The 24,583-nt window shown below is 72.3% G+C and carries 20 protein-coding genes; 9 read left to right on the top strand and 11 right to left on the bottom strand.

All coding sequences use genetic code 11. The features are described 5' to 3' along the window. Positions 1-21: 21 nt before the first annotated feature. The 5 genes from sucC to ACFYSH_RS02700 form a co-directional block, all read right to left on the bottom strand. Positions 22-1,203, bottom strand: a complete 1,182-nt coding sequence (sucC, locus tag ACFYSH_RS02720) for an ADP-forming succinate--CoA ligase subunit beta (protein ID WP_359469711.1) — start codon at positions 1,201-1,203, stop codon at positions 22-24. A gap of 298 nt (positions 1,204-1,501) precedes the next feature. Continuing rightward, entirely contained in the window at positions 1,502-2,638 is a 1,137-nt protein-coding gene (locus ACFYSH_RS02715; RefSeq protein WP_359469723.1) for a VWA domain-containing protein, read from the bottom strand. Positions 2,639-2,790: 152 nt separating this feature from the next. Next, positions 2,791-5,118 carry a DUF5682 family protein gene (locus ACFYSH_RS02710; RefSeq protein ID WP_388750499.1) on the bottom strand — a complete coding sequence of 776 codons (2,328 nt, stop codon included), beginning with the start codon at positions 5,116-5,118 and terminating at the stop codon, positions 2,791-2,793. After that, positions 5,115-6,227 carry an AAA family ATPase gene (locus ACFYSH_RS02705; RefSeq protein ID WP_359469705.1) on the bottom strand — a complete coding sequence of 371 codons (1,113 nt, stop codon included), beginning with the start codon at positions 6,225-6,227 and terminating at the stop codon, positions 5,115-5,117. Before ACFYSH_RS02705 ends, ACFYSH_RS02710 begins: the two co-directional genes overlap by 4 nt. Positions 6,228-6,334: 107 nt before the next feature. Further along, complete coding sequence (locus ACFYSH_RS02700; RefSeq protein ID WP_359469702.1) at positions 6,335-6,763, bottom strand: MmpS family transport accessory protein; 429 nt, start codon at positions 6,761-6,763, stop codon at positions 6,335-6,337. Positions 6,764-6,900: 137 nt separating this feature from the next. On the opposite strand from ACFYSH_RS02700, the gene ACFYSH_RS02695 reads away from it, so the two are divergent. Both ACFYSH_RS02695 and ACFYSH_RS02690 read left to right on the top strand, forming a co-directional pair. Beyond that, the gene (locus ACFYSH_RS02695) at positions 6,901-7,971 is read left to right on the top strand and encodes a hypothetical protein (RefSeq protein ID WP_388750494.1); all 1,071 of its coding nucleotides are present in this window, start codon (positions 6,901-6,903) and stop codon (positions 7,969-7,971) included. Between the two features lie 95 nt (positions 7,972-8,066). After that, positions 8,067-9,779: a DUF5691 domain-containing protein gene (locus ACFYSH_RS02690; protein ID WP_388750491.1), complete on the top strand. Its 1,713-nt coding sequence runs from the start codon at positions 8,067-8,069 to the stop codon at positions 9,777-9,779. 147 nt (positions 9,780-9,926) lie between these two features. Here ACFYSH_RS02690 and ACFYSH_RS02685 read toward each other — a convergent pair whose 3' ends face one another. Next, positions 9,927-10,340: a cobalamin B12-binding domain-containing protein gene (locus tag ACFYSH_RS02685; protein ID WP_359469696.1), complete on the bottom strand. Its 414-nt coding sequence runs from the start codon at positions 10,338-10,340 to the stop codon at positions 9,927-9,929. A gap of 343 nt (positions 10,341-10,683) precedes the next feature. On the opposite strand from ACFYSH_RS02685, the gene ACFYSH_RS02680 reads away from it, so the two are divergent. Both ACFYSH_RS02680 and ACFYSH_RS02675 read left to right on the top strand, forming a co-directional pair. After that, on the top strand, positions 10,684-11,565 hold the full coding sequence (locus tag ACFYSH_RS02680) for an alpha/beta fold hydrolase (RefSeq protein ID WP_359469694.1): 882 nt from the start codon (positions 10,684-10,686) through the stop codon (positions 11,563-11,565). A 251-nt stretch (positions 11,566-11,816) separates the two neighbouring features. Continuing rightward, positions 11,817-13,424 (top strand): M23 family metallopeptidase, encoded by a 1,608-nt coding sequence (locus ACFYSH_RS02675; RefSeq protein ID WP_359469691.1) that lies wholly within the window; start codon positions 11,817-11,819, stop codon positions 13,422-13,424. 67 nt (positions 13,425-13,491) lie between these two features. Here ACFYSH_RS02675 and pcrA read toward each other — a convergent pair whose 3' ends face one another. Then, positions 13,492-15,930 carry a DNA helicase PcrA gene (pcrA, locus tag ACFYSH_RS02670; protein WP_359469687.1) on the bottom strand — a complete coding sequence of 813 codons (2,439 nt, stop codon included), beginning with the start codon at positions 15,928-15,930 and terminating at the stop codon, positions 13,492-13,494. 447 nt (positions 15,931-16,377) lie between these two features. Here pcrA and ACFYSH_RS02665 point away from each other — a divergent pair, with 447 nt between their 5' ends. Further along, positions 16,378-17,535 (top strand): NlpC/P60 family protein, encoded by a 1,158-nt coding sequence (locus ACFYSH_RS02665; RefSeq protein ID WP_359469684.1) that lies wholly within the window; start codon positions 16,378-16,380, stop codon positions 17,533-17,535. 61 nt (positions 17,536-17,596) lie between these two features. Here the strand turns inward: ACFYSH_RS02665 and ACFYSH_RS02660 are convergent, their stop codons facing one another. Then, entirely contained in the window at positions 17,597-17,950 is a 354-nt protein-coding gene (locus tag ACFYSH_RS02660; RefSeq protein WP_359469681.1) for a hypothetical protein, read from the bottom strand. Between the two features lie 350 nt (positions 17,951-18,300). Between ACFYSH_RS02660 and ACFYSH_RS02655 the strand changes: the two genes are divergently transcribed. Further along, positions 18,301-19,371 (top strand): NlpC/P60 family protein, encoded by a 1,071-nt coding sequence (locus ACFYSH_RS02655; protein WP_359469678.1) that lies wholly within the window; start codon positions 18,301-18,303, stop codon positions 19,369-19,371. A 12-nt stretch (positions 19,372-19,383) separates the two neighbouring features. Continuing rightward, on the top strand, positions 19,384-20,139 hold the full coding sequence (locus ACFYSH_RS02650) for a GNAT family N-acetyltransferase (RefSeq protein WP_388750485.1): 756 nt from the start codon (positions 19,384-19,386) through the stop codon (positions 20,137-20,139). A 13-nt stretch (positions 20,140-20,152) separates the two neighbouring features. Here the strand turns inward: ACFYSH_RS02650 and ACFYSH_RS02645 are convergent, their stop codons facing one another. Both ACFYSH_RS02645 and ACFYSH_RS02640 read right to left on the bottom strand, forming a co-directional pair. Further along, positions 20,153-20,848: a response regulator transcription factor gene (locus ACFYSH_RS02645; RefSeq protein WP_359469673.1), complete on the bottom strand. Its 696-nt coding sequence runs from the start codon at positions 20,846-20,848 to the stop codon at positions 20,153-20,155. After that, a complete protein-coding gene (locus ACFYSH_RS02640) occupies positions 20,845-22,140 on the bottom strand; it encodes a PspC domain-containing protein (RefSeq protein ID WP_359469669.1) in 1,296 nt (431 codons plus the stop codon). The genes ACFYSH_RS02645 and ACFYSH_RS02640 overlap by 4 nt, the downstream gene beginning before the upstream one ends. 215 nt (positions 22,141-22,355) lie before the next feature. On the opposite strand from ACFYSH_RS02640, the gene ACFYSH_RS02635 reads away from it, so the two are divergent. Both ACFYSH_RS02635 and ACFYSH_RS02630 read left to right on the top strand, forming a co-directional pair. Next, entirely contained in the window at positions 22,356-23,690 is a 1,335-nt protein-coding gene (locus ACFYSH_RS02635) for a PspC domain-containing protein (RefSeq protein WP_359469666.1), read from the top strand. After that, the gene (locus ACFYSH_RS02630) at positions 23,677-23,895 is read left to right on the top strand and encodes a hypothetical protein (protein ID WP_388750480.1); all 219 of its coding nucleotides are present in this window, start codon (positions 23,677-23,679) and stop codon (positions 23,893-23,895) included. The genes ACFYSH_RS02635 and ACFYSH_RS02630 overlap by 14 nt, the downstream gene beginning before the upstream one ends. Positions 23,896-24,023: 128 nt before the next feature. On the opposite strand, the gene ACFYSH_RS02625 is transcribed toward ACFYSH_RS02630, so the two are convergent. Then, a complete protein-coding gene (locus ACFYSH_RS02625; RefSeq protein WP_388750477.1) occupies positions 24,024-24,533 on the bottom strand; it encodes a DoxX family protein in 510 nt (169 codons plus the stop codon). Positions 24,534-24,583 lie beyond the last annotated feature (50 nt).

The following is a 24,583-nucleotide window of genomic DNA, read 5'->3' as shown; positions in this document are numbered from 1 at the left end:
GGTGTTGGAGTCCCTCGTCCTTTACTTCGCAGCCGCGGCGAGCTCGGCGGCCTTGTCGGCCGCGCCGTCCATGGTGTCCACGCGCTGAACGAGCGGGTGGTTGGCGTCGGAGAGGATCTTGCGACCCAGCTCCGCGTTGTTGCCGTCGAGGCGCACGACCAGCGGCTTGGTGACGTCCTCGCCCTTGGACTTGAGCAGCTCCAGGGCCTGGACGATGCCGTTGGCGACCTCGTCGCAGGCGGTGATGCCACCGAAGACGTTGACGAAGACGGACTTGACGTCCGGGTCGCCGAGGATGATCTCGAGGCCGTTCGCCATGACCTCCGCGGAGGCGCCGCCACCGATGTCGAGGAAGTTGGCGGGCTTCACGTCGCCGTGCTTCTCACCGGCGTACGCGACGACGTCCAGGGTCGACATGACCAGACCGGCACCGTTACCGATGATGCCGACCTCGCCCTCGAGCTTGACGTAGTTGAGGTTCTTGGCCTTGGCGGCGGCCTCGAGGGGGTTGGCCGCGGCCTTGTCCTCGAGCGCCTCGTGGTCGGGCTGGCGGAAGTCGGCGTTCTCGTCGAGAGACACCTTGCCGTCCAGCGCCAGGATGCGGCCGTCCTTGGTCTTGACCAGCGGGTTGACCTCGACGAGGAGCGCGTCCTCGGCGACGAAGGTGTCCCACAGGGTCACCATGGCCTCGGCGACACCCTCGGCCACCTCGGCCGGGAACTTCGCCTGGGCCACGATCTCGCGGGCCTTCTCGATGTCGACGCCGTCGACGGCGTTGACCGGGACCTTCGCGAGGGCCTCGGGAGTCTTCTCCGCGACCTCCTCGATGTCCATGCCGCCCTGCACCGACGCCATGGCGAGGAAGGTGCGGTTGGTGCGGTCGAGGAGGTACGAGACGTAGTACTCCGCCTCGATCTCCGGTGACAGCTCGGCGATCATCACCTTGTGGACCGTGTGGCCCTTGATGTCCATGCCGAGGATGTCGGTCGCCCGGGCGACCGCCTCGTCGGGGTCGGCGGCCAGCTTGACGCCACCGGCCTTGCCTCGGCCACCGACCTTCACCTGCGCCTTGACGACGGACTTGCCGCCCAGCCGCTCGGTCGCCTCGCGGGCTGCCTCAGGCGTGTCGATGACTTCACCGGCCAGCACCGGTACACCGTGCTTGGCGAAGAGGTCCCTCGCCTGGTACTCGAACAGGTCCACGCGCGTCCGTCCCTTTTAGTGGTCTCGCGGTTGGTTTTCTGCGTGGGCGTGCCGCGAGGGCAACGTGACTGCGCGGTCACTAGGGAGGCGCACACGGTGACCGGGTACGCGGCATGTCCATCCGGCAGGTTATCCCCCGCGCCGCACCGGACCCTAAATTGCAGATCACACCTGAGCGGTGATACCGGTCACAGATCGCGCTGGTAGCCGGGGTACGAAGGACAAAACGGCGCCTCAGGGGGTTGGGCCGGGCAGGCCGGACGCCGTCGGCCGGGCGCCCCGGGAGTGGCCTCTCCGGTCATCGGCCGGCGTCCGGCACCGGCAGGGGCCGCTTCTCCATCGCCGCCGCCATGATCTCGGGAAACAGGTCCGGAGTGCAGGCGAAGGCCGGGGAGCCGAGCGCCCCCAGCGCGGCTGCGTGCTCCCGGTCGTAGGAGGGCGTTCCCTCGTCGGAGAGGGCGAGCAGGGTCACGAACTGCACGCCCGACGCCTTCATCGCGGCGGCCCGCTCGACCATCTCGTGACGGATCCCCCCTTCGTGGAGATCACTGATGAGGACGACGACGGTGTCCGCCGGACGGGTGATCTTCGACTGGCAGTAGGCGAGCGCGCGGTTGATGTCCGTGCCACCGCCGAGCTGTGTGCCGAACAGGACGTCGACCGGGTCGTCGAGCTGGTCGGTGAGGTCGACGACGGACGTGTCGAACACCACGAGCCGGGTCGCCAGGCTTCGCATCGAGGCGAGCACCGCGCCGAAGACCGCGGCGTGGACGACGGAGGCGGCCATGGACCCCGACTGGTCGACACAGAGGATGACGTCCTTCTTCACGGACCGGTCGGTGCGCCCGTACCCGACGAGGTGCTCGGGGATCACCGTGCCCGCGCCGTCCGCCCCGGGGACGGGCACGTAGTTCTTCAGGTTGGCCCGGATCGTGCGATCCCAGTCGATGTCGCCGTGACGTGGCCGGCCGGTCCTGGCCGAGCGGTCCAGGGCGCCGGTGAGCGCCGCTCGGGTACGGGTGGCCAGCCGGCGTTCCAGGTCCTCGACGACCTTGCGTACGACGGCGCGGGCCGTCTCCTTCGTCGTCTCCGGCATGGCCTTGCCGAGCGAGAGCAGGGTGCCGACCAGGTGGACGTCGGGTTCGACGGCCTCCAGCATCTCCGGCTCCAGCAGCAGGGCCGAGAGCCCGAGACGGTCGATCGCGTCGCGCTGCATGACCTGGACCACGGAAGCGGGGAAGTACGTCCGTATGTCGCCGAGCCAGCGGGCCACGGACGGGGCGGACGCCCCGAGGCCTGCGGAGCGCTCGGTCCCGCCCCGGCCGCCGGGCTTCTTCACGCCGCCGTACAGGGCGGTCAGTGCCCCGTCCATCGCCGCGTCGCGTCCGGCGAGCGCGTGGCCCGTGCTCTCGGCGCCGTCCGCGCCGAGCACCATGCGCCAACGCCGCAGCCGCTCACCCCCGTCGTCCTGCTCACGCTCACCGCCGTGTCCGTGTCCGTGCCTGCGCGCGTTCTCGTGCCCGTTCTCGTGCGCGGCGAGAGTGGTGTCCATCGTCCCTTCCTCCTTCGTGTCCTCCCGGCCCGTGTTCATCCGCCCGCCCTTGCCGGGGCGTCGACGCCGAGCAACAACCCCAGCACCGGCATCACCGCGTCGGCACGCCGCTCGTCGAGTCCTTCACCGAAGCCCGGCGCGGCGGGACCGCCCCCACCAAGCGCCCCGCCGAGCTCCGGCCCACGGCGGACGAGCTCGCCCACGGTGCGCCGCACACCCGGCTCGTAGGCCGAGAACGTGCGGCGCAGCAGCGGCAGTACGTCGGTGAACGTGCCGGCCGATATGCCCGTCAGCCAGGTGTCGACGAGCCCGAGGAGCCGCTCGTCATGGACCAGCAGCAGCCCACCGCCCGCCGCTCCACCGACGAAACCCTCGATCCAGGCCGCCGCTTCGGCCGGTGCGGTGCCGGGCGAGAGCGCCAGTCCCATCAGGCGCGCGGCCTCACTTCCGGCCAGCCGCCCGTCGTCCAGGAGGAGGCGCGTGGCGCGGCCCCGGATCACACCGGCGACCGTGTCCCGGCCGGACAGCTTGCGCAGGACACCGGCCCACCGCTCGGGCAGGTTCTCCGCTCCCCCGGCGTCGGCGAGCAGCCCGATCGCGCCGTGCACGCCCTCCATCCTGCGGTGCGCCTCCGTGGCCGCGGCCGCGTCGAGGCCGGTGCAGGCGGGCGGCAGGCCCACGCAGACGCGGTCGGCGAGCCCGACGGCCACCTCCCCCAGAGCCGCGGCGTCGGTGGACCGTACGTCGCCGTACCGCAGGGAGCGGGCCAGGGCGGGCAGTGCGTCGGCGAGGTGGCCGACGTCCGTGTCGAGGGCGGCCCGGTCGGCGAGGGCCCTCATCACCACGGGCAGGGCCTCGGGCAGCCCGGCCGGCAGACACTGCTCGGCGAGCGCGGTGACCCCGGCGAGCGACGGCGCCGACACGGCGTCCGACTCGGCCTTGGCGGTCGCGGCGCCGAGCACGGTGGTGCCCCACACGCCGGCCTCGGCGATCCGGACGAACAGCTCGGGCTCCCAGCGCAGCCGCCAGCTCTCCCGGAAGGTCCCCGTGCTGCCCCGGCCGACGGCGGGTTCTCCCCAGTCCACGCCGAGGAGCCGCAGCCGGTGCAGCAGTCTGCTCCGGGCCGCGTCGGTGTCCTTGCGCAGATCGAGATCGAGCTCGCGTTTCTCCGCCTCGGGCCTGAGCCTCAGCGTGCGCTGCTGTCTGTCCAGGTCCCGCTGGAGCGGGACGGCGGGGGCGGTCTCCGGCACCTCACCGAGGACATCACCGATGACGAGACGGTCCCGCACGAGGGCGAGCGGCACGTCGGAGCCCTCGCACATGACGGCTCTGACCGCGTCGGTGGCCTCAGCCAGGCCGACGGCCGGGCGGCCACGCAGCACCGCCAGCGTCCCGGCGAGCCGGACGGCCTCGATGACGTCCGCCGACGACACCGCTCTGTCCGTGTCGCGCAGCAGGCCGGCGGCCTTCGTCATCCAGCGCTCCACGGGCCGGTCGGAGGCACCGAAGAGGTGCCCGTACCAGCCGGGCGACTCGATCCCCGCGCCGTATCCGCTGCGCCGGGCGAGCCTGCGATGGGTCCAGGGGACCCAGGTCAGCTCCACCTTGATCTTCGGCATCCCTTTGAGGAGCGCCCGGTCGGCGGCGACCGTCGTCCTCGCGGTGAGCGCGGGTACGTGCCACGCGCCGCAGACCACGGCGATGTCGTCACCGAACTCCTTGCGGGCGGCGCGCAACTGGAGGCGCATGCACGCCTCCCGGACGGTGTCCAGCGGATGCCCTCCGTCGCCGTACGCCTCGCGGAGCGCCGTCATCGCCTCGGCGAGGGCGGTGAACGGGGCCCGCGGGTCGGCGGGCCGGCCGTCCGCGGCGCGGTGCTCGACGACGTCCTCCCACCACTGCTCGGGGTCGTCGTAACCGGCGGCTCCGGCGAGGACGCCGATCGGATCGATGCCTGGGCCCCCCTCGTCCGGGCCGCCCTCCTCCGGCCCGCCCTCCCGCTGGTCCGCCGACGCCAGGGAGTGCGCGGCGGGCAGGTCCACGAAGCGCACGGGGATCCCGTGCGCCGACGCCCAGCGGATCGCCACCCACTCGGGCGAGAAGTCGGCCATCGGCCAGAACGCGGCGCGTCCCGGATCGTCCACGGCATGGGCGAGGAGCGCGACCGGCGGCCTCATCCTGCGGTGCGCGGCGAGCGGTAGCAGGGCGTCGCCCTCGGGGGGCCCTTCGACGAGCACGGCACTCGGCCGGGCTGCTTCCAGGGCGGCCAGGACCGCGCGGGCGGAGCCCGGGCCGTGGTGGCGCACGCCCAGCAGCAACGGCCCCCCGGTGGAGGCGGTGGTCCCTCGGGCTCGGGGTGTCATGCGGCGGCCTCGCGGCAGGCGCGGTAGAAGTCCTTCCAGCCGTCACGCTCCCGGACGACGGTCTCCACGTACTCCTGCCAGACCACGCGGTCGGCCGTGGGGTCGCGGACGACGGCCCCCAGGACGCCGGCCGCCACGTCCCCCGGGCGCAGGACACCGTCGCCGAAGTGGGCGGCGAGTGCGAGGCCTCCGGTGACGACGGAGATGGCCTCGGCCGTGGACAGCGTCCCGGACGGGGTCTTGAGCCTGGTGCGACCGTCCGTGGTGACGCCGTCGCGCAGTTCGCGGAAGACGGTGACGACACGTCGGATCTCGGCCATGCCGTCGGGCGCCGGGGGCAGGTCGAGCGCGCGTCCGATCTGGGCCACGCGCCGGGACACGATGTCCACCTCGGCCTCGGGTGTCGCGGGCAGCGGCAGCACGACGGTGTTGAACCGGCGGCGCAGCGCACCGGAGAGCTCGTTGACCCCGCGGTCGCGGTCGTTCGCCGTGGCGACGAGGTTGAAACCCCGGACGGCCTGGACCTCCTGCCCCAGCTCGGGGACGGGGAGGGTCTTCTCCGACAGGATGGTGATGAGCGCGTCCTGCACATCGGCGGGGATGCGGGTGAGCTCCTCGACGCGGACGGTCATGCCCTCGGACATGGCCCGCATGACGGGACTCGGCACCAGCGCCTCGCGGCTCGGTCCGTGGGCCAGCAGCCGCGCGTAGTTCCACCCGTAGCGGACGGCTTCCTCGGGGGTGCCGGCGGTGCCCTGGACGAGCAGGGTCGAGTCCCCGCTGACGGCTGCGGCCAGGTGCTCGGACACCCAGGTCTTGGCGGTCCCCGGGACGCCGAGGAGCAGCAGGGCCCGGTCGGTGGCGAGCGTCGTCACGGCGACTTCCACGAGGCGGCGCGGCCCGACGTACTTCGGTGTGATCAGCGTGCCGTCCGGGAGTGTCCCGCCGAGCAGATAGGTGGAGACGGCCCACGGCGAGAGTTTCCAACGGGCGGGCCGGGGACGGTCGTCGGCGGCCGCGAGCGCGTCGAGCTCGTCGGCGAAGGCGTGCTCGGCGTGCGGCCTCAGAGCTTCGCCGCCGGCTGCGCCGGTCTGTACGTGCACGGTCATGGATCCCCCTCCGGATCGGTCGATCCGATGCGGTTTCCACCGTGCACCACGGCACTGACAATCGGTCCCGGCACGCGGCCGGGACCGGTCGTGGAGCGGGACGGTGGTCAGTCCGCGACGGGCGAGACCGCGACGCATCCGCCGCTCGTGAGGAGCGCTTCGCCCTTCATCTCCTCGATGACCTCGCCCTCGTACGTGATGGTGCAGGCGAGGTCCTCCGAACCCGCGTCCAGCGCGATGGGCATGACCGCGGGCGGCATGATCCCGCGCAGGGTGACGGTCTTCTTCCACGGCAGTCCGGGCGCCTCGACCGACTCGACCTCCGGCTTCATCGCCCTGCCCTTACCACCGTGGTACTGGATTTCGTCCACGCTCGTACCGGTGACTTCGTAGGTCACCTCGTACGTTTCGTCCACGACCTTGTCGACGGCCTCGGAGCAGGCGTTGAGGCCGAGCACGAGGCCGCCGACAGTCAACGCCGAAGCAGCGACACGGGTGGTGCGCCCGACATGGGTGGTGCGCATGGTGCGGTTCATCCGAACTCCCCCGGTTCTGTCCGCCGAACTCTCTCCTCCGCAGGGAAGCGCACGGAGGCAAGGCGGTCAAGGCACCGTAACCAGGCGCAATCGCAGGTCGGGGCCGATTGTCAGTGCCACGCTCTACGGTCGGTTCCATGGTGCTATCTCACGGGGGAGAACCCTGGCGCTCCACCGGCCCGGTGGAGCGCCGGACGAGGGAGCGGGGTCCGGACACCGCTCCTGACGGCGGGTCACGCGAGGCCGGCCGGGCGGCGGCCCGCCGCGCCGACCGCAGGGCCGCTCGCATCACGGGTGGCGCACAGGAGCTGGACCGGCGGCTCAGGGATCTGCTGCGGGGCGGGCTCGCGGCGGCCGACGGGCCGGAATACGGGCTGTGGGAGGAGACGGCGGCCCGCATGGTCGACGCCCAGGCCCCTGGGCTCGCCCATCGCGTACGGGAGTTGGGATCGGTTGCGGGGTCGGGGACAGGCTGGCCGGCCCGGTTGTTGGAGGGGTGCGCGCTGCTGCATCTGCTGGACTCGGCCTGGCTCGGGCTCGACCGCCTGCCCGGTCCGCTGGCGGCGACCGTCCGTTCGAGGGTGGGACTGACCACGTCGGCCGAGGGACCGGCCGTCCGCGACGACTGGCTGGTCCTCGCCCAGTACGACACACCGGACGGCCGCATCGTGACCCGCCGCATCTGGCTGCACGGGAGGGAATCGGGGCGCATCGCACTGCTGTTGTCCTACGGAGCACCGGGGCGTGCCCCCGCCCAGGCGCTGCCGGTGGGCACGGTGATCGACGCCGAGGTGACGACGTATCCGGGCGGCGGGAGACTGCGGGCCGAGCTGGGTGAGCGGTTCGGCGAGCCGGCGGCCGCGACCGCGCCCCCGCCCGGCGGTACGACGGCCGACGCCCTCACCGCGTACGGCCACGCGCTGCGGGACGACCCCTGGCTCGATGCCTGGCCGGTCACCCTGTGCGACGTCGTACCCGCGCCGTCCGGGGACGGCTGGCAACTGGTCGGAGCGGCGGACGGCTCGGCCCTGCCGGTCGCGCCCGCGGCGCTGTCCAGGCCGGGCCTGTGGAAGCTCGTCGCGCTCTCCGGCGGCAGCCCTCTGACGGTGTTCGGCGAGTGCGGGCACCGGGGTTTCGACCCGCTCGCGGCCTGGCGCCCCGACAGTTCCGACGACGTCGGGGCGAGGGCGGCCGTGGCACTCGTCTGAAGTACCGCGCCGTCCCGCTTGCCGGCCCTCGATCCACCACTGCCTCGGCCGACGCCGCCTCGGCCCACGCTCCCCGGAGCAACGGAAGGGATCCGATGCCCACCACCGTCACGACCACCGGCACGACCACCGGCACGTCCACCCTCCCGACCACCGGAGTGGCCGGCGGCTCGCCCGTAAGGGCCCCGTGGGAAGACCTCGTCACTTCGGCATTGCTCGGCACCGACCGGCGCCCGCTCCGGTCGGAGGGCGGAGCCGCGGTCGGCCCGGCGGCGCTGCTCGACATGGCGGCGGTGCACACCGTGCGGCGCAGGGCTGCTCTGCGGCCGGCCACCGGGGCCGCCCTGCCCGAGCCCGCACCCGCCGATTCCCGCCCACCGTTGCCCGCCGCCGCCCGCCGCCGGCTCGCCCAGTTGCTCGCCGACCGCTCGGCACCCCCCAGCGGTGGGCGCCGGGGAGCGGCTCCCGATCTCACCGAGCTGATCCCCCAGTGGCTGGCCTCCGCCGGTGCGCACGGCTACCGGGCCCCGGCGGAGCTGCTGCCCGCGCTGCTGGACGCGGCGAGAGCACGCACGGATCTGCGTCCGCACGTGCTGACGTTCGCGGGGCCGCGCGGCCTGTGGCTGGCCGCCTTGAATCCGGAGTGGAAGTTCGCGCTGCGCACCACCTCACGCGGCGCCCAGCGGCCGGAGACAGCGGATCCGGAAGCCGTGCGCCGGCTCTGGGAGGAGGGCCTCTTCGCCGAGCGGGTCGCACTGCTGGAGGCCGTGCGGGAGCAGGATCCCGACGCGGCCAGGGCTCTGCTCGCCACCACGTGGTCCACCGAGCGGGCCGAGGACCGGCTGATGTTCCTCGACTCCCTGCGCTCCGGCCTCTCCGGCGCCGACGAGGCGTTCCTGGAGGAGGCCCTGGCGGACCGTAGCCGCAATGTCCGCTCCACTGCCGCCGAGCTCCTGTCCGCGCTGCCCGGTTCGGCGCTCGCCCGGCGGATGGCAGCCCGTGCCACGTCCTGCGTGAACCCCGACCGTACGGGGGGCGCCGTGTCCATCGCCGTGGAGGCGCCGCACGAGTGCGACGCCGCGATGCAGCGCGACGGCGTGATTCCGGCACCACCCTCGGGGCGCGGTGAACGGTCCTGGTGGCTCGGACAGTTGGTGGAGGCGACGCCGCTCGGTGCCTGGCAGGAGAGGTTCGGCGGACGATCGCCCCGGCAGCTTGTGGCACTGCCGGTCGCCGACGGATGGGCAGGGGAGCTGCACGCCGCCTGGTGCCGGGCCGCGGTGCGGCAGCGGGACCCCGACTGGGCGCGGGCCCTGCTCGGCGCCCCCTCGACACCCCCGGCGAACGGCCCCGGGACGGCGTCGTTGGCGGAGCGGTCGCAGCTCCTCGCCACCCTGCCTCCTCCCGAACGGGCGCTCTGGGTCGCCGGATTCATAGCCGCGCACGGCCTGTCCGAGGCTTTCCAGCTGCTCGGCGTCTGCTCCGTGCCCTGGGACGGGCCGCTCGGCCGGTCGGTGGTCGACGCGCTGGACATCGCGCGGGACGCGGGCAGTTACCCCTGGAGCTTCAGCGGGGTGATGGGTCTCGCCGAGCGCTGTCTGAACCCGGCCGAGGCGGACCGGCTCGCCGTGCTCACCACCACGCCGGACGAGCCGGAAGGCGCTTCACCGGGTGCGGGTGGCTACTGGTCGGAGGCGTTCCAACGCCTGGTCTCCACCCTGCGTCTGCGCGCCGCCATGGACGCGGAGCTGGCCCAGGACGGCACGGACGACGCGGTGGCACGGACGGCAAGGGCCGACCTGGATTGACGCGGATCGGCCCCGGGTCCCCTGGGTCGGTCCCGGGGCCGGCCCCGAACGACGGGCGGAGAGCGGTGCACCGACCGGGAGGTCGAGGCACCGACCGGAGAGAGCGAGGCACCGACCGGAAAGCGCGGGAGCAGGGCGCGGTCGGGCTCAGGCCTCCGCAGCCTGGCGGACGTGCGCGTTCACCCAGTCGACGATCGAGGCCGTCGTCGCCCCCGGGGTGAAGATCTCCGCCACGCCCTGCTCCTTCAGCGGCGCGATGTCCGCCTCGGGGATGATGCCGCCGCCGAAGACCTTGATGTCCTCCGCGTCGCGTTCCTTCAACAGCTCGATGACCTTGGCGAAGAGCGTGTTGTGCGCACCGGAGAGGATCGAGAGGCCGATGGCGTCGGCGTCCTCCTGGATCGCCGTGTCCACGATCTGCTCGGGAGTCTGGTGGAGCCCCGTGTAGATGACCTCCATGCCCGCGTCGCGCAGCGCCCGCGCGATCACCTTGGCTCCGCGGTCATGGCCGTCGAGGCCCGGCTTGGCCACCACCACACGGATCGGACCGGTCACACCCATCAATGCCTCCACATGCGTCTCCCGTGCCCGGAGGGCCGGTGATGTGAACGAACGTTATCCACAGCATCCCGCACGGCGTCGTTTCGCGGTGGACCGGGAGGGGGAAATCACACATGGGACATGTTCGCCGGCGTCGTTCCCAGCACCGGGCGGTCACCGGCCGCGCTGGAGCGCCGCCAGGGAGCCGCCATGAGGTCGTCGTATCACCGCGCCGTCAGCCGCACGGCACGGTGGTACGGCACCCGGTCGCATCAGGGCCGCCGGTACCGCATCGCCGGCGACTCCCGTGAGGGCGTACGGGGCGGGGAACCGCCTCCCCCGCATGCCGGTGCAGGAGGTCGCCGTGAAGATCCTGCCTTTCCTCCCCCTACCGCCGCGCCTGCCGCGCCCGCACCTCGCCTGGCTGTCGTCGACGCTGATCAGAGCGACTGTGCTGGAGCTGGTGATCCTTGCCGGGCACGCGCTCATCTACCCGTCCGGCCTCACCCCGGAGCGCCGTATCCCCACGCCTCCACCCGACCCCGGCGCCGGCCCCGGCAGGACCACCCGTTCGGCGGACACGCCCGCCGCGCTGCCGAACACGGCGGGCGGCCCCCCTCCCGTCGTCCTCCTGCACGGCTTCATCGACAACCGTTCCGTCTTCGTCCTGCTCCGCCGCTCCCTGGCCCGGCACGGCTGGCACCATCTGGAGTCGCTCAACTACTCGCCCCTGACGTGCGACATCCGCACGGCGGCCGAACTGCTCGACCGCCACGTGGAGGAGATCTGCGCGCGCACCGGGCACCGCGAGATCGACATCGTCGGACACAGTCTCGGCGGCCTGATCGCGCGGTACTACGTGCAGCGGCTCGGCGGGGACCGTCGGGTGCGCACGCTCGTCACCCTCGGCACGCCGCACGGCGGCACCGCGGCCGCCCCACTGGCCGGCGCACACCCCATCGTCCGCCAGATGCGCAGTGGCTCCGAGCTGATCGAGGAGCTGCGCCGCCCCGCTCCGGGGTGCCGGACACGGTTCGTCAGCTTCTGGAGCGAGCTGGACCGGGTGATGGTCCCGGTCGAGACCGCCTGTGTCGACCACCCCGACCTCGACGCGGTGAATGTGCGCGTCACGGGCATCGGACACCTCGCTCTTCCGGTGCATCCCGCTGTCGCCGCCGCGATCCGCCAGGCGCTCGAGTCCGACGGTATGGCTGTCGACGTCCAGGGACCCGCCTCCGTCGCCTGACGAGCGGCCGCTGCAACGCCTCGTCATCACCGCACACCCTCCCGTCAAATAGAACAAAACTCGAACATAGAACCAAGCCTGACCCCGGGGTTCACCGAAAGGCGGCCGATTGCCCGATTCCTGAAGGACTGAAGGCCACCGAAGATTGTCGTCCTCGTCTACCGCCGGGTACAGTCGCGGCCACTACTCACCCTGGGATCCCCCCACCGGACCCCGGAACAGGTCCTGCTGCCGAGGCGAGAGAGAAGTTGGTGAACGACCAGCACCCCCACGCCGGGTATGCCGGATACGACAGCCCCACCGGCAGCTTCGACACGGACCCGCTCTTCGGCTCCCTGCCGGGTCAGGACCACAGCAGCCAGGAGACGACGTACGGCGGCGGTTACGCCCCGGCGTACGACGGCGGCTACGGCGGTTACGACGGCGGCCAGTGGGACACCGGCGCGCATCAACAAGTCCCCTACGACGCCTACGGCGCGGCCCAGGCCCATCCGCAGGTTTCCCAGGACTACGACACGGCCGCCACCTGGATGCCCGAGGCCGAGATTCCGGCCCAGGCCGCGGCCCCGGACGCGACGGGCCAGTGGGACACGGCGGGCTGGGACCACACCGGCCAGGCCGACCAGTGGGCGACGGGCGACACCGGCGCCTTCCCCACCACCACCTTCGACACCACGGCCTACACGACCGGCACCTATGCCGCTCCCGCCTTCGAGGCCATGGGGCACGGGAGCTACGCGGCCTCCGACACCGGCGCCTACGACGCCACCGCCTGGAACACCGGCGCCACGCCCGAGAACGCCGCGTACGCGCCCGAACAGACTTCGCATGCCGCGTACGAACACCAGTCGACGCCCTACGAGCCGTACGAGACAGCCGAGTTCTCCGCCCTCGACGGCGTCGGCTCCCTCGACCGCCACGACTCGCCCGGCGCCCACGACCACGCCGGAACCGCCGGAGACCGCGGAACCGACGCGCCGGAGCAGGCGTACCCGAGCGCGTACGACGAGGTTGCCGAGGCCGACGGACACGAGCCGATGCCGGAGGTCACCGACGTCACCACGGAATCCGCCTCCGTACCGCGCCCGGGGAGCCGTTCCACCGCCCCGCGCGGCGGCAGCCGGGGCCGGCGCCGCACCCCCGCGAAGCGTTCCGCTCTCCTCACCGTCGCCGTCCCCTCCGCCTGCGTCATGAGCGTCGCGGGTATCGCCGCGGCGTCGGTGAGCGGCGTCGGCGAAGGCGAGCAGACCAAGGACGACACCACGGCCATGGCGGCCGCCGAGACGGTCAAGCCGGCCGTGGCCAACAACAAGCTGGACACCCAGCTCGCCAACCTCAGTGCCGACGCCGAGAACTTCGCCGACCGTGCCAGCCGCACCCAGGAGCGCATCGACCTGAAGGAGCGCCAGGCGGCCGAAAAGAAGAGGCGCGATGCCGAGGCCGCGCGCATCGAGGCCGCGCGTCCCAAGTTCGTCCTGCCCGTGGCGCAGCACGGACTCAGCGCCGCCTACGGCCAGGCCGGTGTGAACTGGATGTCCGTGCACACGGGCATCGACTTCCCCGTGGCCTACGGCACCGCCGTGATGGCGGCGACCGACGGCACCGTCCGCACCCAGTACAACAGCGCCTACGGGAACATGGCCATCGTCACCGCGGCCGACGGCACCGAGACGTGGTACTGCCACCTCAGCACCACCAAGATCCGCTCCGGCTCGGTCAAGGCCGGCGACGTCATCGCCTACTCGGGGAACTCCGGCAACTCCACCGGCCCGCACCTGCACTTCGAGGTACGCCCGGGTGGCGGCTCGGCGATCGACCCGACGCCATGGCTCCGCAGCCACGGCATCAGCCCGAACTGAGACCGACCGGCACCGACCGGCGCGGGAAGGGCGGCGTCGCTGCCCCTGATGCGCCGGTCGGCCGGGGTCAGAGCTTCTCGACCGGCGCGTAGCGCAGCAGCAGCTTCTTGGGACGCTCGTCGCCGAAGTCGACCGTCGCCTTGGCCTGGTCGCCGAACCCCTCGACCGCCGTCACCGTCCCCAGGCCGAACTGGTCGTGCGTGACCCGGTCCCCGGCCACCAGGGCGACCACCGGCTTCTCGGAGGTGCGCCGGGTCGCGAATCCCGAAGGTCCGGACTTCGAGCGCGACGAGGACAGCGACGACGTGATGCCCGACGTCGGCCCCGCCGCGGCGGCCATCGGTCCCTTGCGCTTCCAGTCCAGGTGCTGGTCGGGAATCTCCTCCAGGAAGCGCGACGGCGGGTTGTACGAGGGCTGGCCCCACGCGCTCCGCATCGCCGCCCGGGTCAGATACAGGCGCTCGCGGGCACGCGTGATGCCCACGTAGGCGAGTCGGCGCTCCTCCTCCAACTCCTTGACCTGTCCCAGCGCACGCATGTGCGGGAAGACGCCGTCCTCCATGCCCGTCAGGAACACCACGGGGAATTCGAGGCCCTTGGCGGTGTGCAGCGTCATCAGCGTGACGACACCGGAGCCGTCCTCGTCCTCGTCGGGGATCTGGTCGGCGTCGGCGACGAGCGCGACCTTCTCCAGGAACTCGGCGAGGGTGCCCGCACCCTCCTCCTCCGCCCTCTCCTGCTCGAATTCGAGAGCGACGGAGGCGAGCTCCTGGAGGTTCTCGATACGGGTCTCGTCCTGCGGGTCGGTGGATGCCTGGAGTTCGGCGAGGTAGCCGGTCCGCTCCATGACCGCCTCCACCACGACCGCCGGGCCCGCGCCGGACTCCACGATCGTGCGGAGCTCCTCCATGAGCGTGTTGAAGCGCTTCACGGCATTCGCCGACCGGGCCGCCATGCCGTACGCCTCGTCCACCCGGCGCAGCGCCTGCGGGAAGGAGATCTTCTCGCGCATCGACAGGGCGTCGATCATCGCCTCGGCCCGGTCGCCGATGCCCCGCTTGGGCACGTTGAGGATGCGGCGCAGCGGGACGGTGTCCTCGGGGTTGGAGAGGACCCGGAGGTAGGCCAGGACGTCCCTGACCTCCTTGCGCTCGTAGAACCGCACTCCGCCGACGACCTTGTACGGCAGTCCGACGCGGATGAAGATCTCTTCGAAGACACGGGACTGGGCGTTCGTGCGGTAGAAGACGGCGACATCGCCGGCCTTCGCGTCCCCGGCGTCCGTCAGCCGGTCGATCTCGTCGGCGACGAACTGCGCCTCGTCGTGTTCGGTGTCCGCGACGTAGCCGGCGATCCGGGTGCCGGCGCCCGCGTTCGTCCAGAGGTTCTTGGGGCGGCGGCTCTCGTTGCGCTCGATGACGGCGTTGGCCGCGGAGAGGATCGTCTGCGTGGAGCGGTAGTTCTGCTCCAGCATGATCGTGGTCGCGTCCGGATAGTCCTCCTCGAACTGGAGGATGTTGCGGATGGTCGCGCCACGGAAGGCGTAGATCGACTGGTCCGCGTCACCGACGACGCACAGCTCGCCCGGGGCGTCGGCCTCGCCGGTCGGGCCCACCAGCTCGCGCACCAGGGTGTACTGCGCGTGGTTGGTGTCCTGGTACTCGTCGACCATGACGTGCCGGAAACGGCGGCGGTAGTGCTCGGCGACGTCGGGGAACGCCTGGAGCAGGTGGACCGTCGTCATGATGATGTCGTCGAAGTCCAGCGCGTTGGCCTCACGGAGCCTCGCCTGGTAGAGCGCGTACGCCTGCGCCAGGGTCTTCTCAAATCCGTCCGCCGCCTGGCCCGCGAACGTCTCCTCGTCGATGAGCTCGTTCTTGAGGTTCGAGACCTTCGCCGTGAAGGACTTCGGCGGGTAGCGCTTCGGGTCGAGCTCCAGATCACGGCAGACCAGGGCCATCAGCCGCTTGGAGTCGGCGGCGTCGTAGATCGAGAACGACGAGGTGAAGCCGAGGCGCTTGGACTCGCGGCGCAGGATCCGCACACAGGCGCTGTGGAACGTCATGACCCACATGGCGTTGGCGCGCGGGCCGACGAGGTCCTCGACGCGCTCCTTCATCTCACCGGCGGCCTTGTTGGTGAAGGTGATCGCGAGGATCTGTCCCGGGTGCACGCCGCGCTCGGCCAGGAGATGGGCGATCCGGTGGGTGAGCACCCTGGTCTTGCCCGAACCGGCCCCGGCGACGATGAGCAGCGGGGACCCGGCGTGCACGACGGCGGCGCGCTGCTCGGTGTTCAGCCCGTCGAGGAGCGCGGCGGAATCGACGACGGGGCGCGGGGCGCCGTCGCGGTAGTAGGCGTCACGAGGCGGCGGAGGCGCGTCGAAGACGTCCTCGAAGAGGCCCTCCGGCACCGCGTCGGGCGCGTGCTCCTCAGGGGGCGGCGGGGGGCCGTCCTCCGCTTGCTGGAGGCCGGCCAGGAAACTGTCGTCAAAGAGGCTGCTCATCGCTTCACGAGTCTAGGCGGCCGCACCGACACCCTGGGCCGCATCGGCGACAAGCGCCCGGTCCGTTCGCCCAGCGGTACGGAGCGGCCACGGTGTGTGAGGTCCCGGGTGGCATTCCGGCCCTGCGGACCACCGCCCGGGAAAGGTCACGAAAATGTATCGGGCATATCGAACATCAACCTTCACAGGCACACCACGCGTTGGCTAGCGTGCTCCGACGGGTGCCCCGTACCCCCTTGAGGCGAACCGCGCCGCACGGGTGCCCCCGCCGAATCCGTACTCCCCCGCAGGGAGCGTGGAACCGGGGACCCACACGCAGCACCGGGGTGAATCGGCCCGTCTCCACCGGACCGTAGGGCAGCCTTCCGTTCCGCCCGAACCCTCCCCCCGTGCCTGAACGGCCTGGGGACCCCCATCGCCAACCCGGTAAGCGGTTCACGGAAGGAGATGCCGGCCTTGGCATCGCATCGCAAGCCCCGCGCCCGGGGGCGCACCACCCCCGCCGTCGGTCTCACGACGGCGGCGCTCGCCTCCGTCACCCTGCTCTCCACGCAGAACGCGACGGCCGCCCCCGCCGAGCCCAGGCCCGGCATCGAGGAAGTGCGGGAGAAGGTCGACGCCCTCTACCGGCAGGCCGGCACCGCGACCCAGCAGTACAACGAGGCGAAGACGGCGTCGGCCGAGCAGCGCTCCGAGGTCGACGCCCTGCTGGAGGCCGCGGCGAAGCGGGCCGACGAGCTCAACGAGACGCGCCGGGAACTGGGCAGCTACGCGGCCGCGCAGTACCGCAGCGGCTCGATCGCCCCCACCGTGACGTTCTTCCTCGCGGACGACCCGCAGTCGTACTTCGACCAGGACCAGCTGATGGACCGGATGACCAGCCGGCAGCAGAAGGTGGTCGCCGACTTCCGTACGCAGCAGCAGGAAGCGGCCGCGAAGCGCGTCGAGGCGACGAAGAGCCTGGAAACGCTCACCGAGTCGCAGGAAACGCTGCGTGCCAGCAAGCAGCGGGTGCAGTCGAAGCTCACCGAGGCGCGCACGCTGCTGTCGAAGCTGACCGCCGAGGAGAAGGCGCGGCTCGCGGAGCTGGAGCGCAAGAAGGAGGCCGAGGCCGAGCGCAAGGCCGAGGAGCTGGCCCGGCAGCAGGCCGCCGCGAAGGAGAAGGCCGAGGAGGCCGCCGAGGAGGAGGCCGCGCGGGAGGAGCCCGCCACGGGCACCGGGGCCGGCGGCACGGGCGGCTCCGACAGCGGCTACGCCACGAAGGCCGAGAAGGTCCTGGCCTTCGCGGCCGCCCAGATCGGCAAGCCGTACGTCTGGGGAGCGACGGGCCCGTCCTCGTACGACTGCTCCGGGCTCACCCAGGCCGCCTGGAGGGAAGCGGGCGTCGATCTGCCGCGTACCACCTGGGACCAGGTCGAGGTCGGCACCCGGGTGGCCACGGCGGACCTGAAGCCGGGCGACCTGGTCTTCTTCTACGACGACATCAGCCACGTCGGCATCTACAAGGGCGACGGCATGATGATCCACGCGCCGAAGCCGGGTGCGGACGTCCGCGAGGAATCGATCTACTCCATGCCGATCTACGGCAGCGTGCGCCCGGCCTGACGCCGGACACGGAGGAGGGGGCGGCCGCCGGGCCGCCCCCTCACTCGTCGCACCCGCCCGCTCAGGTCCAGAGCGTGGCGACGAAGATGTTGACGACCGTCAGCCCGCCGACCGCGGCGAACGCGCCCTTGCCCGCCTTCTCCTCGTCCCGCTTCACATAGACGAGCGCCAGGATCACGATCAGGACCAGCAGCTTGATTCCGATCTTGACGTTGTTCACGCTCTGGTCGTCGGCCTGGTTGAGCCCGACCAGCGCGACGCCCGTGACGAGCATGGTCAGCGCACCGTGCAGCATGGCCGGGACGAACCGCGCCGTGCCCGCCCCCATGGCCTTCATCTGGGTCAGGAAGCCGCCCAGCAGGGAGGCGATACCGATGATGTGCAGGGCAACGAAGACTTTGATGAGGACGTCCATGGCCGCAGCCTAACCGCGGCCATATCACCACTCTCCGGCCAGGTACGACTTACCGATGAGTGCATCACGAGTCTGAGCGAATTGCCGGACTCCGGGCGATTTTCCCAGTCATTCACGAGCAACGAAACAGCACATGCAGGCAATAACTGTCATTACACCTCTTCGTCGCGCGCCGGGTTTAGCGTTCCGCCCAGGTGACCGGCTCCGCACCACCGCTCCGGGCGGTGTCCCGGTCGCCCCGCCAGGAATCCGGCGGCGGGCCACTCCCCCTGTGACGGCCCACCGCAGGACCCCGGCGGGCCCGTCGGCACCCCCCGGCGGGCAGTCGAACGGAAGGACGCACCACCCCCGTGGCCGCCGATCGGAAAGCCGCTCACCGCAAGCCCAGGCAGCGCCTGTTCAACGGGCCTGCGGCCCGCACCGCAGCCACCCTCGCCCTGGCGGGGGCCGCGACGGCGACCGCCCTCGAGGGCGCCGCCCAGGCCGACCCCCGGCCCACTCCGGCCCAGGTCGAGGCCACGGTCGACCGGCTGTACCACGACGCCGAGGTGGCCACCGAGAAGTACAACGGCGCCAAGGAGAAGGCGGCCGCCTCGGAGAAGTCCCTCGACACCCTGCGCGACGAGGCCGCCCGCAGGACCGAACGCCTCAACGCCGCCCGCGACACCCTCGGCTCGTACGCCACCGCGCAGTACCGCAGCGCGGGCATCGACCCCGCCGTCCGGCTGGCCCTCTCCTCCGACCCCGACGAGTACCTCGAGCGCGCCGCCTACGAGGACCGGGCGGGCGACCGCCAGGCCGGTGCGATCAACGGCGTACGCCGGCAGATCGGCGACATCGCGCGGCTGCGCGCCCGGGCCGAGGACCAGCTCGCGGTCCTGGCCTCCCGCCGGGCCGAGCTGAAGAAGCACAAGGACGCGGTCCGCACCAAGCTCGCCGAAGCCCGGAAACTCCTGGCCACCCTCACCGCCGACCAGCGCGCCGCCTACGAGCGCTCGGCCGACGCCGCCCACGGCGGCAGCGCCGTCCGGGCCGGCCGGGACGCCCCGCGCGGCTCCGTGACCGCCCCCAACGCCCGTGCGGCACAGGCCGTCGCCTTCGCGTACGGGGCGCTCGGCAAACCGTACGTCTGGGGCGCCACCGGTCCGTCCTCCTTCGACTGCTCCGGCCTCACCCAGGCCGCCTGGCGGGACGCGGGCGTGTCCCTGCCCCGCACGACGTACACCCAGATCAACGCGGGCCCGCGCGTGTCCCGTTCCGAACTCGCTCCGGGCGACCTGGTGTTCTTCTACCCCGGGGTCACCCATGTGGGGCTCTACATCGGCGGCGGCCAGATGATCCACGCCCCGCGCCCCGGCGCCCCCGTCCGCATCGCGCCGGTCAGCGAAATGCCCTTCGCGGGAGCGACCCGGGTCGCATAGGCTCCCGTCTTCATGGACACCTCCATCCAGAACTACGCGCGCACGCTCGCCCTGCGCTCCCCCGACCACTACCGGGTCGGCCCGTTCACGGTGCGGCACAATCCGGGCTGGGACCTGAAGTTCGCCAATTACGCCATCCCCGACCAGGACGCCGAACCCACCGCGCGGGACGTCGCCGCCCTGGTCGAGGCGTTCCGCGCCCACGACCGGCTGCCCCGGCTGGAGTTCCTGCCGGCCTGGGCGCCCGCCGTCGAACCGGCTCTGCTGGCCGCGGGTTTCACGATCGAGAACCGCGCCCCGGTCATGGCCTGCACCGCCGACGACCTGCTCGCCCCCAAGCCGGTGGACGGGCTGCGCGTCGCCGAGCCCGTCACCGACGCGGAGTTCACCGCCGCCGCCGCCGTCCAGCACACCGGGTTCGGTGGCGAGGGTGGCCCCGACGACGGCGAGATCGCCTGGCTGCGCGCTGCGACGGCGGGCGGCGGCGTCTCGGCTCTCGCGACCGTGGACGGCCGGCCCGCCGGCGCGGGCGGCTGCTCCGTCCCGGCCGACGGGATCGGCGAACTCGCCGGACTGGCCGTCGCCGACGCCTTCCGCCGCCGGGGCGTCGGCGCGGCGCTCTCCGCCTGGCTGACCCGCACCGCCTTCGAGCGCGGCTTCCACACCGTGTGGCTGGAGCCGGGCGGACCCGACGTCGAACGGGTCTACGCCGGCATCGGCTACCGCAGGACCGGCGAGAAGCTCAACATCTCGCTCGCCCCCTCCTGAGCGGCGGCGGGGCTCAGACCAGCCGTCGCGCCGTCGCCCACCGGGTCAGCTCGTGCCGGTTGGAGAGCTGGAGCTTGCGCAGCACCGCCGAGACGTGGGACTCGACCGTCTTCACCGAGATGAACAGTTGCTTGGCGATCTCCTTGTACGCGTAACCCCGGGCGATCAGCCGCAGCACCTCGCGTTCGCGCTGCGTCAGCCGGTCCATGTCCTCGTCGACGGGCGGGGCGTCCGTCGAGGCGAAGGCGTCCAGGACGAACCCGGCCAGCCGCGGCGAGAACACCGCGTCGCCGTCCTGGATCCGGAAGACGGAGTCGACCAGATCGTTGCCGGTGATGGTCTTGGTGACGTAGCCGCGGGCCCCACCGCGGATGACACCGATGACGTCCTCGGCGGCGTCCGAGACCGACAGTGCGAGGAAGCGCACCGGATTCTCGGCCGCGCCCATCATCGGGGCGCAGCGCCGCAGCACCTCGACGCCGCCGCCTCCCGGGAGGTGGACGTCGAGGAGGACGACCTCGGGACGGGTCGCGGTGATCACGGTGACCGCCTGGTCGACGTCGGCGGCCTCACCGACGACCTCGACCCCGGTCTCCTCGGTGCGGCCGATCTCGGCCTGGACGCCCGTGCGGAACATCCGGTGGTCGTCGACGAGCACGACCCGTACCCGGCGCTCCGGGCCCCCGGTCGCTTCGGTGTTCTCGGTCATTCGCCCGCCCTTTCCATCTCCAGCTCGACTTCCGTGCCGCCATCGGGCACCGAACGCAGCCGCGCCGTACCCCCGTTGCGCTGCATCCGGCCGATGATCGATTCCCGTACGCCCATTCTGTCGTCCGGGACGGCGTCCAGGTCGAAGCCCGGCCCCCGGTCCCGCACGGAGACGAAGACCGTGCGGCCCTCGACCTCCGCGTAGACCTGCACGGCGCCGCCCTCGCCACCGTACTTGGCGGCGTTGACCATCGCCTCGCGTGCGGCCTGCATCTGCGCCGCCAGCTTCTCGTCGAGCGGGCAGTCGCCGACGACGACGACCTCCAGCGGGACGCCGTGCTTGTCCTCGACCTCTGCGGCGGCGCGCTTGACCGCCTCGGCGAGGCTCGTCGGCTCCTCGGCCTCCTCCTTGCCGGTGCCCTCCGGGTTGTACAGCCAGTTGCGCAGCTCGCGTTCCTGGGCGCGGGCGAGCCTGCGGACCTCCCCTCCGTCGTCCGCGTTGCGCTGGATCAGCGTGAGGGTGTGCAGGACGGAGTCGTGGACATGGGCGGCGACCTCGGCGCGCTCCTGGGCCCGGATGCGCATCAGGCGTTCCTCGGAGAGGTCCTGCGTCATCCGTACGAGATACGGGCCCGCGAGCAGCGCGATGCCGGTGAGTACGGCGATGGCTGCGGTCAGCGCGGTGCCGAGCTGGGCCGCCGAACCCCGCACCACCATGAAGGCGGCGAGGCCGAGGCCGACGAGCGCGACACCGGCCAGCCCGCGCGCCAGGTGCAGCGCCCGACGGTGACGGCCGGCCTCCATCCAGCGGGCACGTCGCGCGTTGTCGGCCTGGCGCCACACCAGGACGGAGCCGCCGCCGATCAGGAGCGCCGGCCAGACGTAGCGGTCGGCCTCGCTGCCCATGTCGACGTTGCCGACGAAGATCACGGCGCCGATGAGCAGCGCGATCAGGGCGAAGACCTGGCCCTGGTCCGGCTTGCGGAGTCTGCGCCGGCCGTCCGGTGCGGTCTCGAAGAGGGACCGCGGTGCCTGGGCCCCGCCGACCCCGCCGACCCCGAGGGGTACGACGATCCAGAACACGGCGTAGAGCAGGGCGCCGAGGCCGTCCGCGAAGAACAGCCCGAGGAAGACGAACCGGACCCAGGCGACCGGCAGCCCCAGATGCCCGGCGAGCCCGCGCGCGACGCCGCCGAGCATCCGTCCGTCGGCGCTGCGGTACAGCTTGCGCGGTGCCGGCTCCTCCGGATCCTGGGCGTGCGAGCTCGGGGCTCTGGTCGTGGCTGCTGGCATGCACCGATCGTCACATGTTCCGGCGTGCCCTGGCATCAGGGTCTGCCCGGACTCGACCCTGAGGGCGGGGACGCGGGGCGGGCGAGAACGTGGGGGCGAGGGCCCGCGGGGCAGCGGACCTGCTGGGCCCCCAGGGGCCTTCGGGGCGCAATATCAGGGATCGGCCAGGGTCGTCGCGGGTCCCACGAGGGCGTACGGGCCGTCACCATGGAGCCATGACGGTTCCCCAGGACGCTTCCCGCGGCGTCACTCCGCCCGCCGAGCCGGCACCGCGGCTGCGGCGCAGCCCACGGCAGAAGGTCGTGGCCGGTGTGTGCGGCGGGCTCGGCCGGTACTGCGACGTGGACCCGGTGATCTTCCGGATCGTGCTCGGCGTCCTCGCGGTGACGGGCGGCATCGGCCTGATCTTCTACGGTTTCGCATGGCTGCTGCTCCCCGTGGAGGGCGAGGACGAGAACGAGGCGCGCCGACTGCTGTCGGGCCGGGTGGAGGGCGCCTCCCTGATCGCCCTGCTGCTGGCCCTGGTGGGCTGCGGGCTGCTGCTGTCGATGCTGCACAACGGTGGGATGCTCGCCTTCGCGGCGATGCTGTCGCTGACCGTCGTCGGTTTCTCGGTCTGGACGCAGCACCGCAGGACGGCCCCGACGGAGGACGCGCCGGGTACGACGGCGCAGCCTCAGTGGAGCACGGCGCACACGGCCGGACACGGGGCGCCACCCGAGGTGAAGGCACCCCCCACGCCGGGCGGACCGTCCTGGTGGCGGGACCCGATCGTCAAGGACGGCACCACGGGCCCTCCGGGGACCGGCTATCTGTGGGGGCCCGCGGATGCGGCGTCCGAGGCCGCGGAGGCCGGCGGGAGCGGGCCGACCCCGGACGCCCCGTACCGCCCGCCCTACCGCGCGCCGGGCACCCGGGGCCCGCGGTCGATCGGCGGCCTCGTCTTCCTGCTCGCCCTGGTCGCGGGCGGCCTGGGCACGGGCCTGAGCTGGGAGACGCAGCCCCTGGGGGCGAGCCTGCAGATCGGTCTCACGGCGGCACTCGGGGTGTTCGGCCTCGGCCTGCTGGTCGCCTCCGTACTCGGCAGGACCGGCTTCGGCACGATCCTGCTGGCCGTGATCACCGCGGGACTGCTGGCGGGAGCCTCCGTCGTGCCCCGGGACATCGGCACCGACTGGATCCGTGAGGAATGGCGCCCGGCCTCGGTCGCGGCGGTCCAGCCTCAGTACAAGCTCAGCACCGGGGTCGCGAAGCTCGACCTGTCCCGGATCACCGTCCCGGAGGGCGACACCCTGCGTACCCGTGTCGAGGTGGGGGCGGGCCGCGCGCTGGTCGTCGTACCGGAAGGCGTGACGGTGAAGGTGGACGCCGAAGCGGGCCTCGGCGACATCCAGTTCCCTTCCGACCGGCGCAAGGACGTGGACATCGCACCCGACCGGCGGACCCTGCGGACCATCGAACCCCCCGGGAACAGCGAGCCCGCCGGCACCGTCGAGCTGGGCATGGGCATCGGCATCGGACAGTTGGAGGTCATCCGTGCTGCGTCATGAGTTCCGGCCGGGCCGCGCGTCGGCGGGCCTCGTCATGCTGACCCTGACGGGCGGCTACGCGGCGGACGCGGCGGGGGCCTGGAACATCCCGTGGACGTTCGTGTCCCCCGTGCTCCTCGGCGGCCTGTCGCTGGCGGCGACGGTGACCTGGTTCAGCTACCGGCTGCGTCGGCGCCGTGACGCACGTGAGGCGGCGGCACAGTGACACACGTGAGGCGTCGCCGGCACACGTGACGGCGCGCCGAGCGGAGAGCGTGCCGTGGCCGGTGAGGGCGCTCATCCCGCAGCGTCCGCCCGTGTCCGGCGCGCTCCGCCGTGACGCCACCTTCCCCCTCAGAGGCGCCCACCCCGTCGGTTCCCGCGCAGGGCGTCCAACGACCAGTAGGGCGCGCCGGCCAGCACCAGGGGCAGCCAGGCCATGAGGTAGACCAGATCGTTGCCGTAGTAGTAAGGCGTGCTCTGCCAGCTCACGGTCAGCCACAGGCTCAGCGAGATCAGCGCACCGCCGAGCGCCGCGAGCCGCGCCCACAGACCGGCCAGGGTGCCGAGGCCGACGAGGAGTTCGCCGATCGCGAGGGCGTAGCCGAAGCCTTCGGGGCTCTTCAGGGCCAGGTCGACGAGGCCCGGGATCGCCGCACTGTCACGCACGGCGTGCATCAGCTCGCCGAGGGAGCCGGTCCCGCTCGCCGACAGAAAGGCGTTGTCGGTCAGCTTGTCGAGCCCCGCGTAGACGAACGTGACGCCGAGGAAGATCCGCAGGGGAAGGAGCGCGTACTGCCGTGCGCGGTCCCGGAGACTTCTCGGCTCGTCCAGCCCGTAGGAACCGCCCCTGTACCCATGCATCACTGCCCGCCTTCCGTTGGCCTTTCAACAGACCATACGTACGCCGGTCA

Origin of the sequence: Streptomyces sp. NPDC005791, from assembly GCF_042871485.1 — a bacterium.
Classification (GTDB): Bacteria; Actinomycetota; Actinomycetes; order Streptomycetales; family Streptomycetaceae; genus Streptomyces.
Note: the sequence above shows the minus strand (reverse complement) of the source record. Positions and strands in the feature narration are given on the sequence as shown.

Bases quoted from the DNA above. Each gene is read 5' to 3' on its own strand.
- ACFYSH_RS02715 (WP_359469723.1), bottom strand. From the start codon at position 2,638: ATGGTGCTCGGCGCGGACGGCGCCGAGAGCACGGGCCACGCGCTCGCC.
- ACFYSH_RS02710 (WP_388750499.1), bottom strand. From the start codon at position 5,118: ATGACACCCCGAGCCCGAGGGACCACCGCCTCCACCGGGGGGCCGTTG.
- ACFYSH_RS02705 (WP_359469705.1), bottom strand. From the start codon at position 6,227: ATGACCGTGCACGTACAGACCGGCGCAGCCGGCGGCGAAGCTCTGAGG.
- ACFYSH_RS02700 (WP_359469702.1), bottom strand. From the start codon at position 6,763: ATGAACCGCACCATGCGCACCACCCATGTCGGGCGCACCACCCGTGTC.
- ACFYSH_RS02695 (WP_388750494.1), top strand. From the start codon at position 6,901: ATGGTGCTATCTCACGGGGGAGAACCCTGGCGCTCCACCGGCCCGGTG.
- ACFYSH_RS02690 (WP_388750491.1), top strand. From the start codon at position 8,067: ATGCCCACCACCGTCACGACCACCGGCACGACCACCGGCACGTCCACC.
- ACFYSH_RS02685 (WP_359469696.1), bottom strand. From the start codon at position 10,340: ATGGGTGTGACCGGTCCGATCCGTGTGGTGGTGGCCAAGCCGGGCCTC.
- pcrA (WP_359469687.1), bottom strand. From the start codon at position 15,930: ATGAGCAGCCTCTTTGACGACAGTTTCCTGGCCGGCCTCCAGCAAGCG.
- ACFYSH_RS02665 (WP_359469684.1), top strand. From the start codon at position 16,378: ATGCCGGCCTTGGCATCGCATCGCAAGCCCCGCGCCCGGGGGCGCACC.
- ACFYSH_RS02660 (WP_359469681.1), bottom strand. From the start codon at position 17,950: ATGGACGTCCTCATCAAAGTCTTCGTTGCCCTGCACATCATCGGTATC.
- ACFYSH_RS02650 (WP_388750485.1), top strand. From the start codon at position 19,384: ATGGACACCTCCATCCAGAACTACGCGCGCACGCTCGCCCTGCGCTCC.
- ACFYSH_RS02645 (WP_359469673.1), bottom strand. From the start codon at position 20,848: ATGACCGAGAACACCGAAGCGACCGGGGGCCCGGAGCGCCGGGTACGG.
- ACFYSH_RS02640 (WP_359469669.1), bottom strand. From the start codon at position 22,140: ATGCCAGCAGCCACGACCAGAGCCCCGAGCTCGCACGCCCAGGATCCG.
- ACFYSH_RS02635 (WP_359469666.1), top strand. From the start codon at position 22,356: ATGACGGTTCCCCAGGACGCTTCCCGCGGCGTCACTCCGCCCGCCGAG.
- ACFYSH_RS02625 (WP_388750477.1), bottom strand. From the start codon at position 24,533: ATGCATGGGTACAGGGGCGGTTCCTACGGGCTGGACGAGCCGAGAAGT.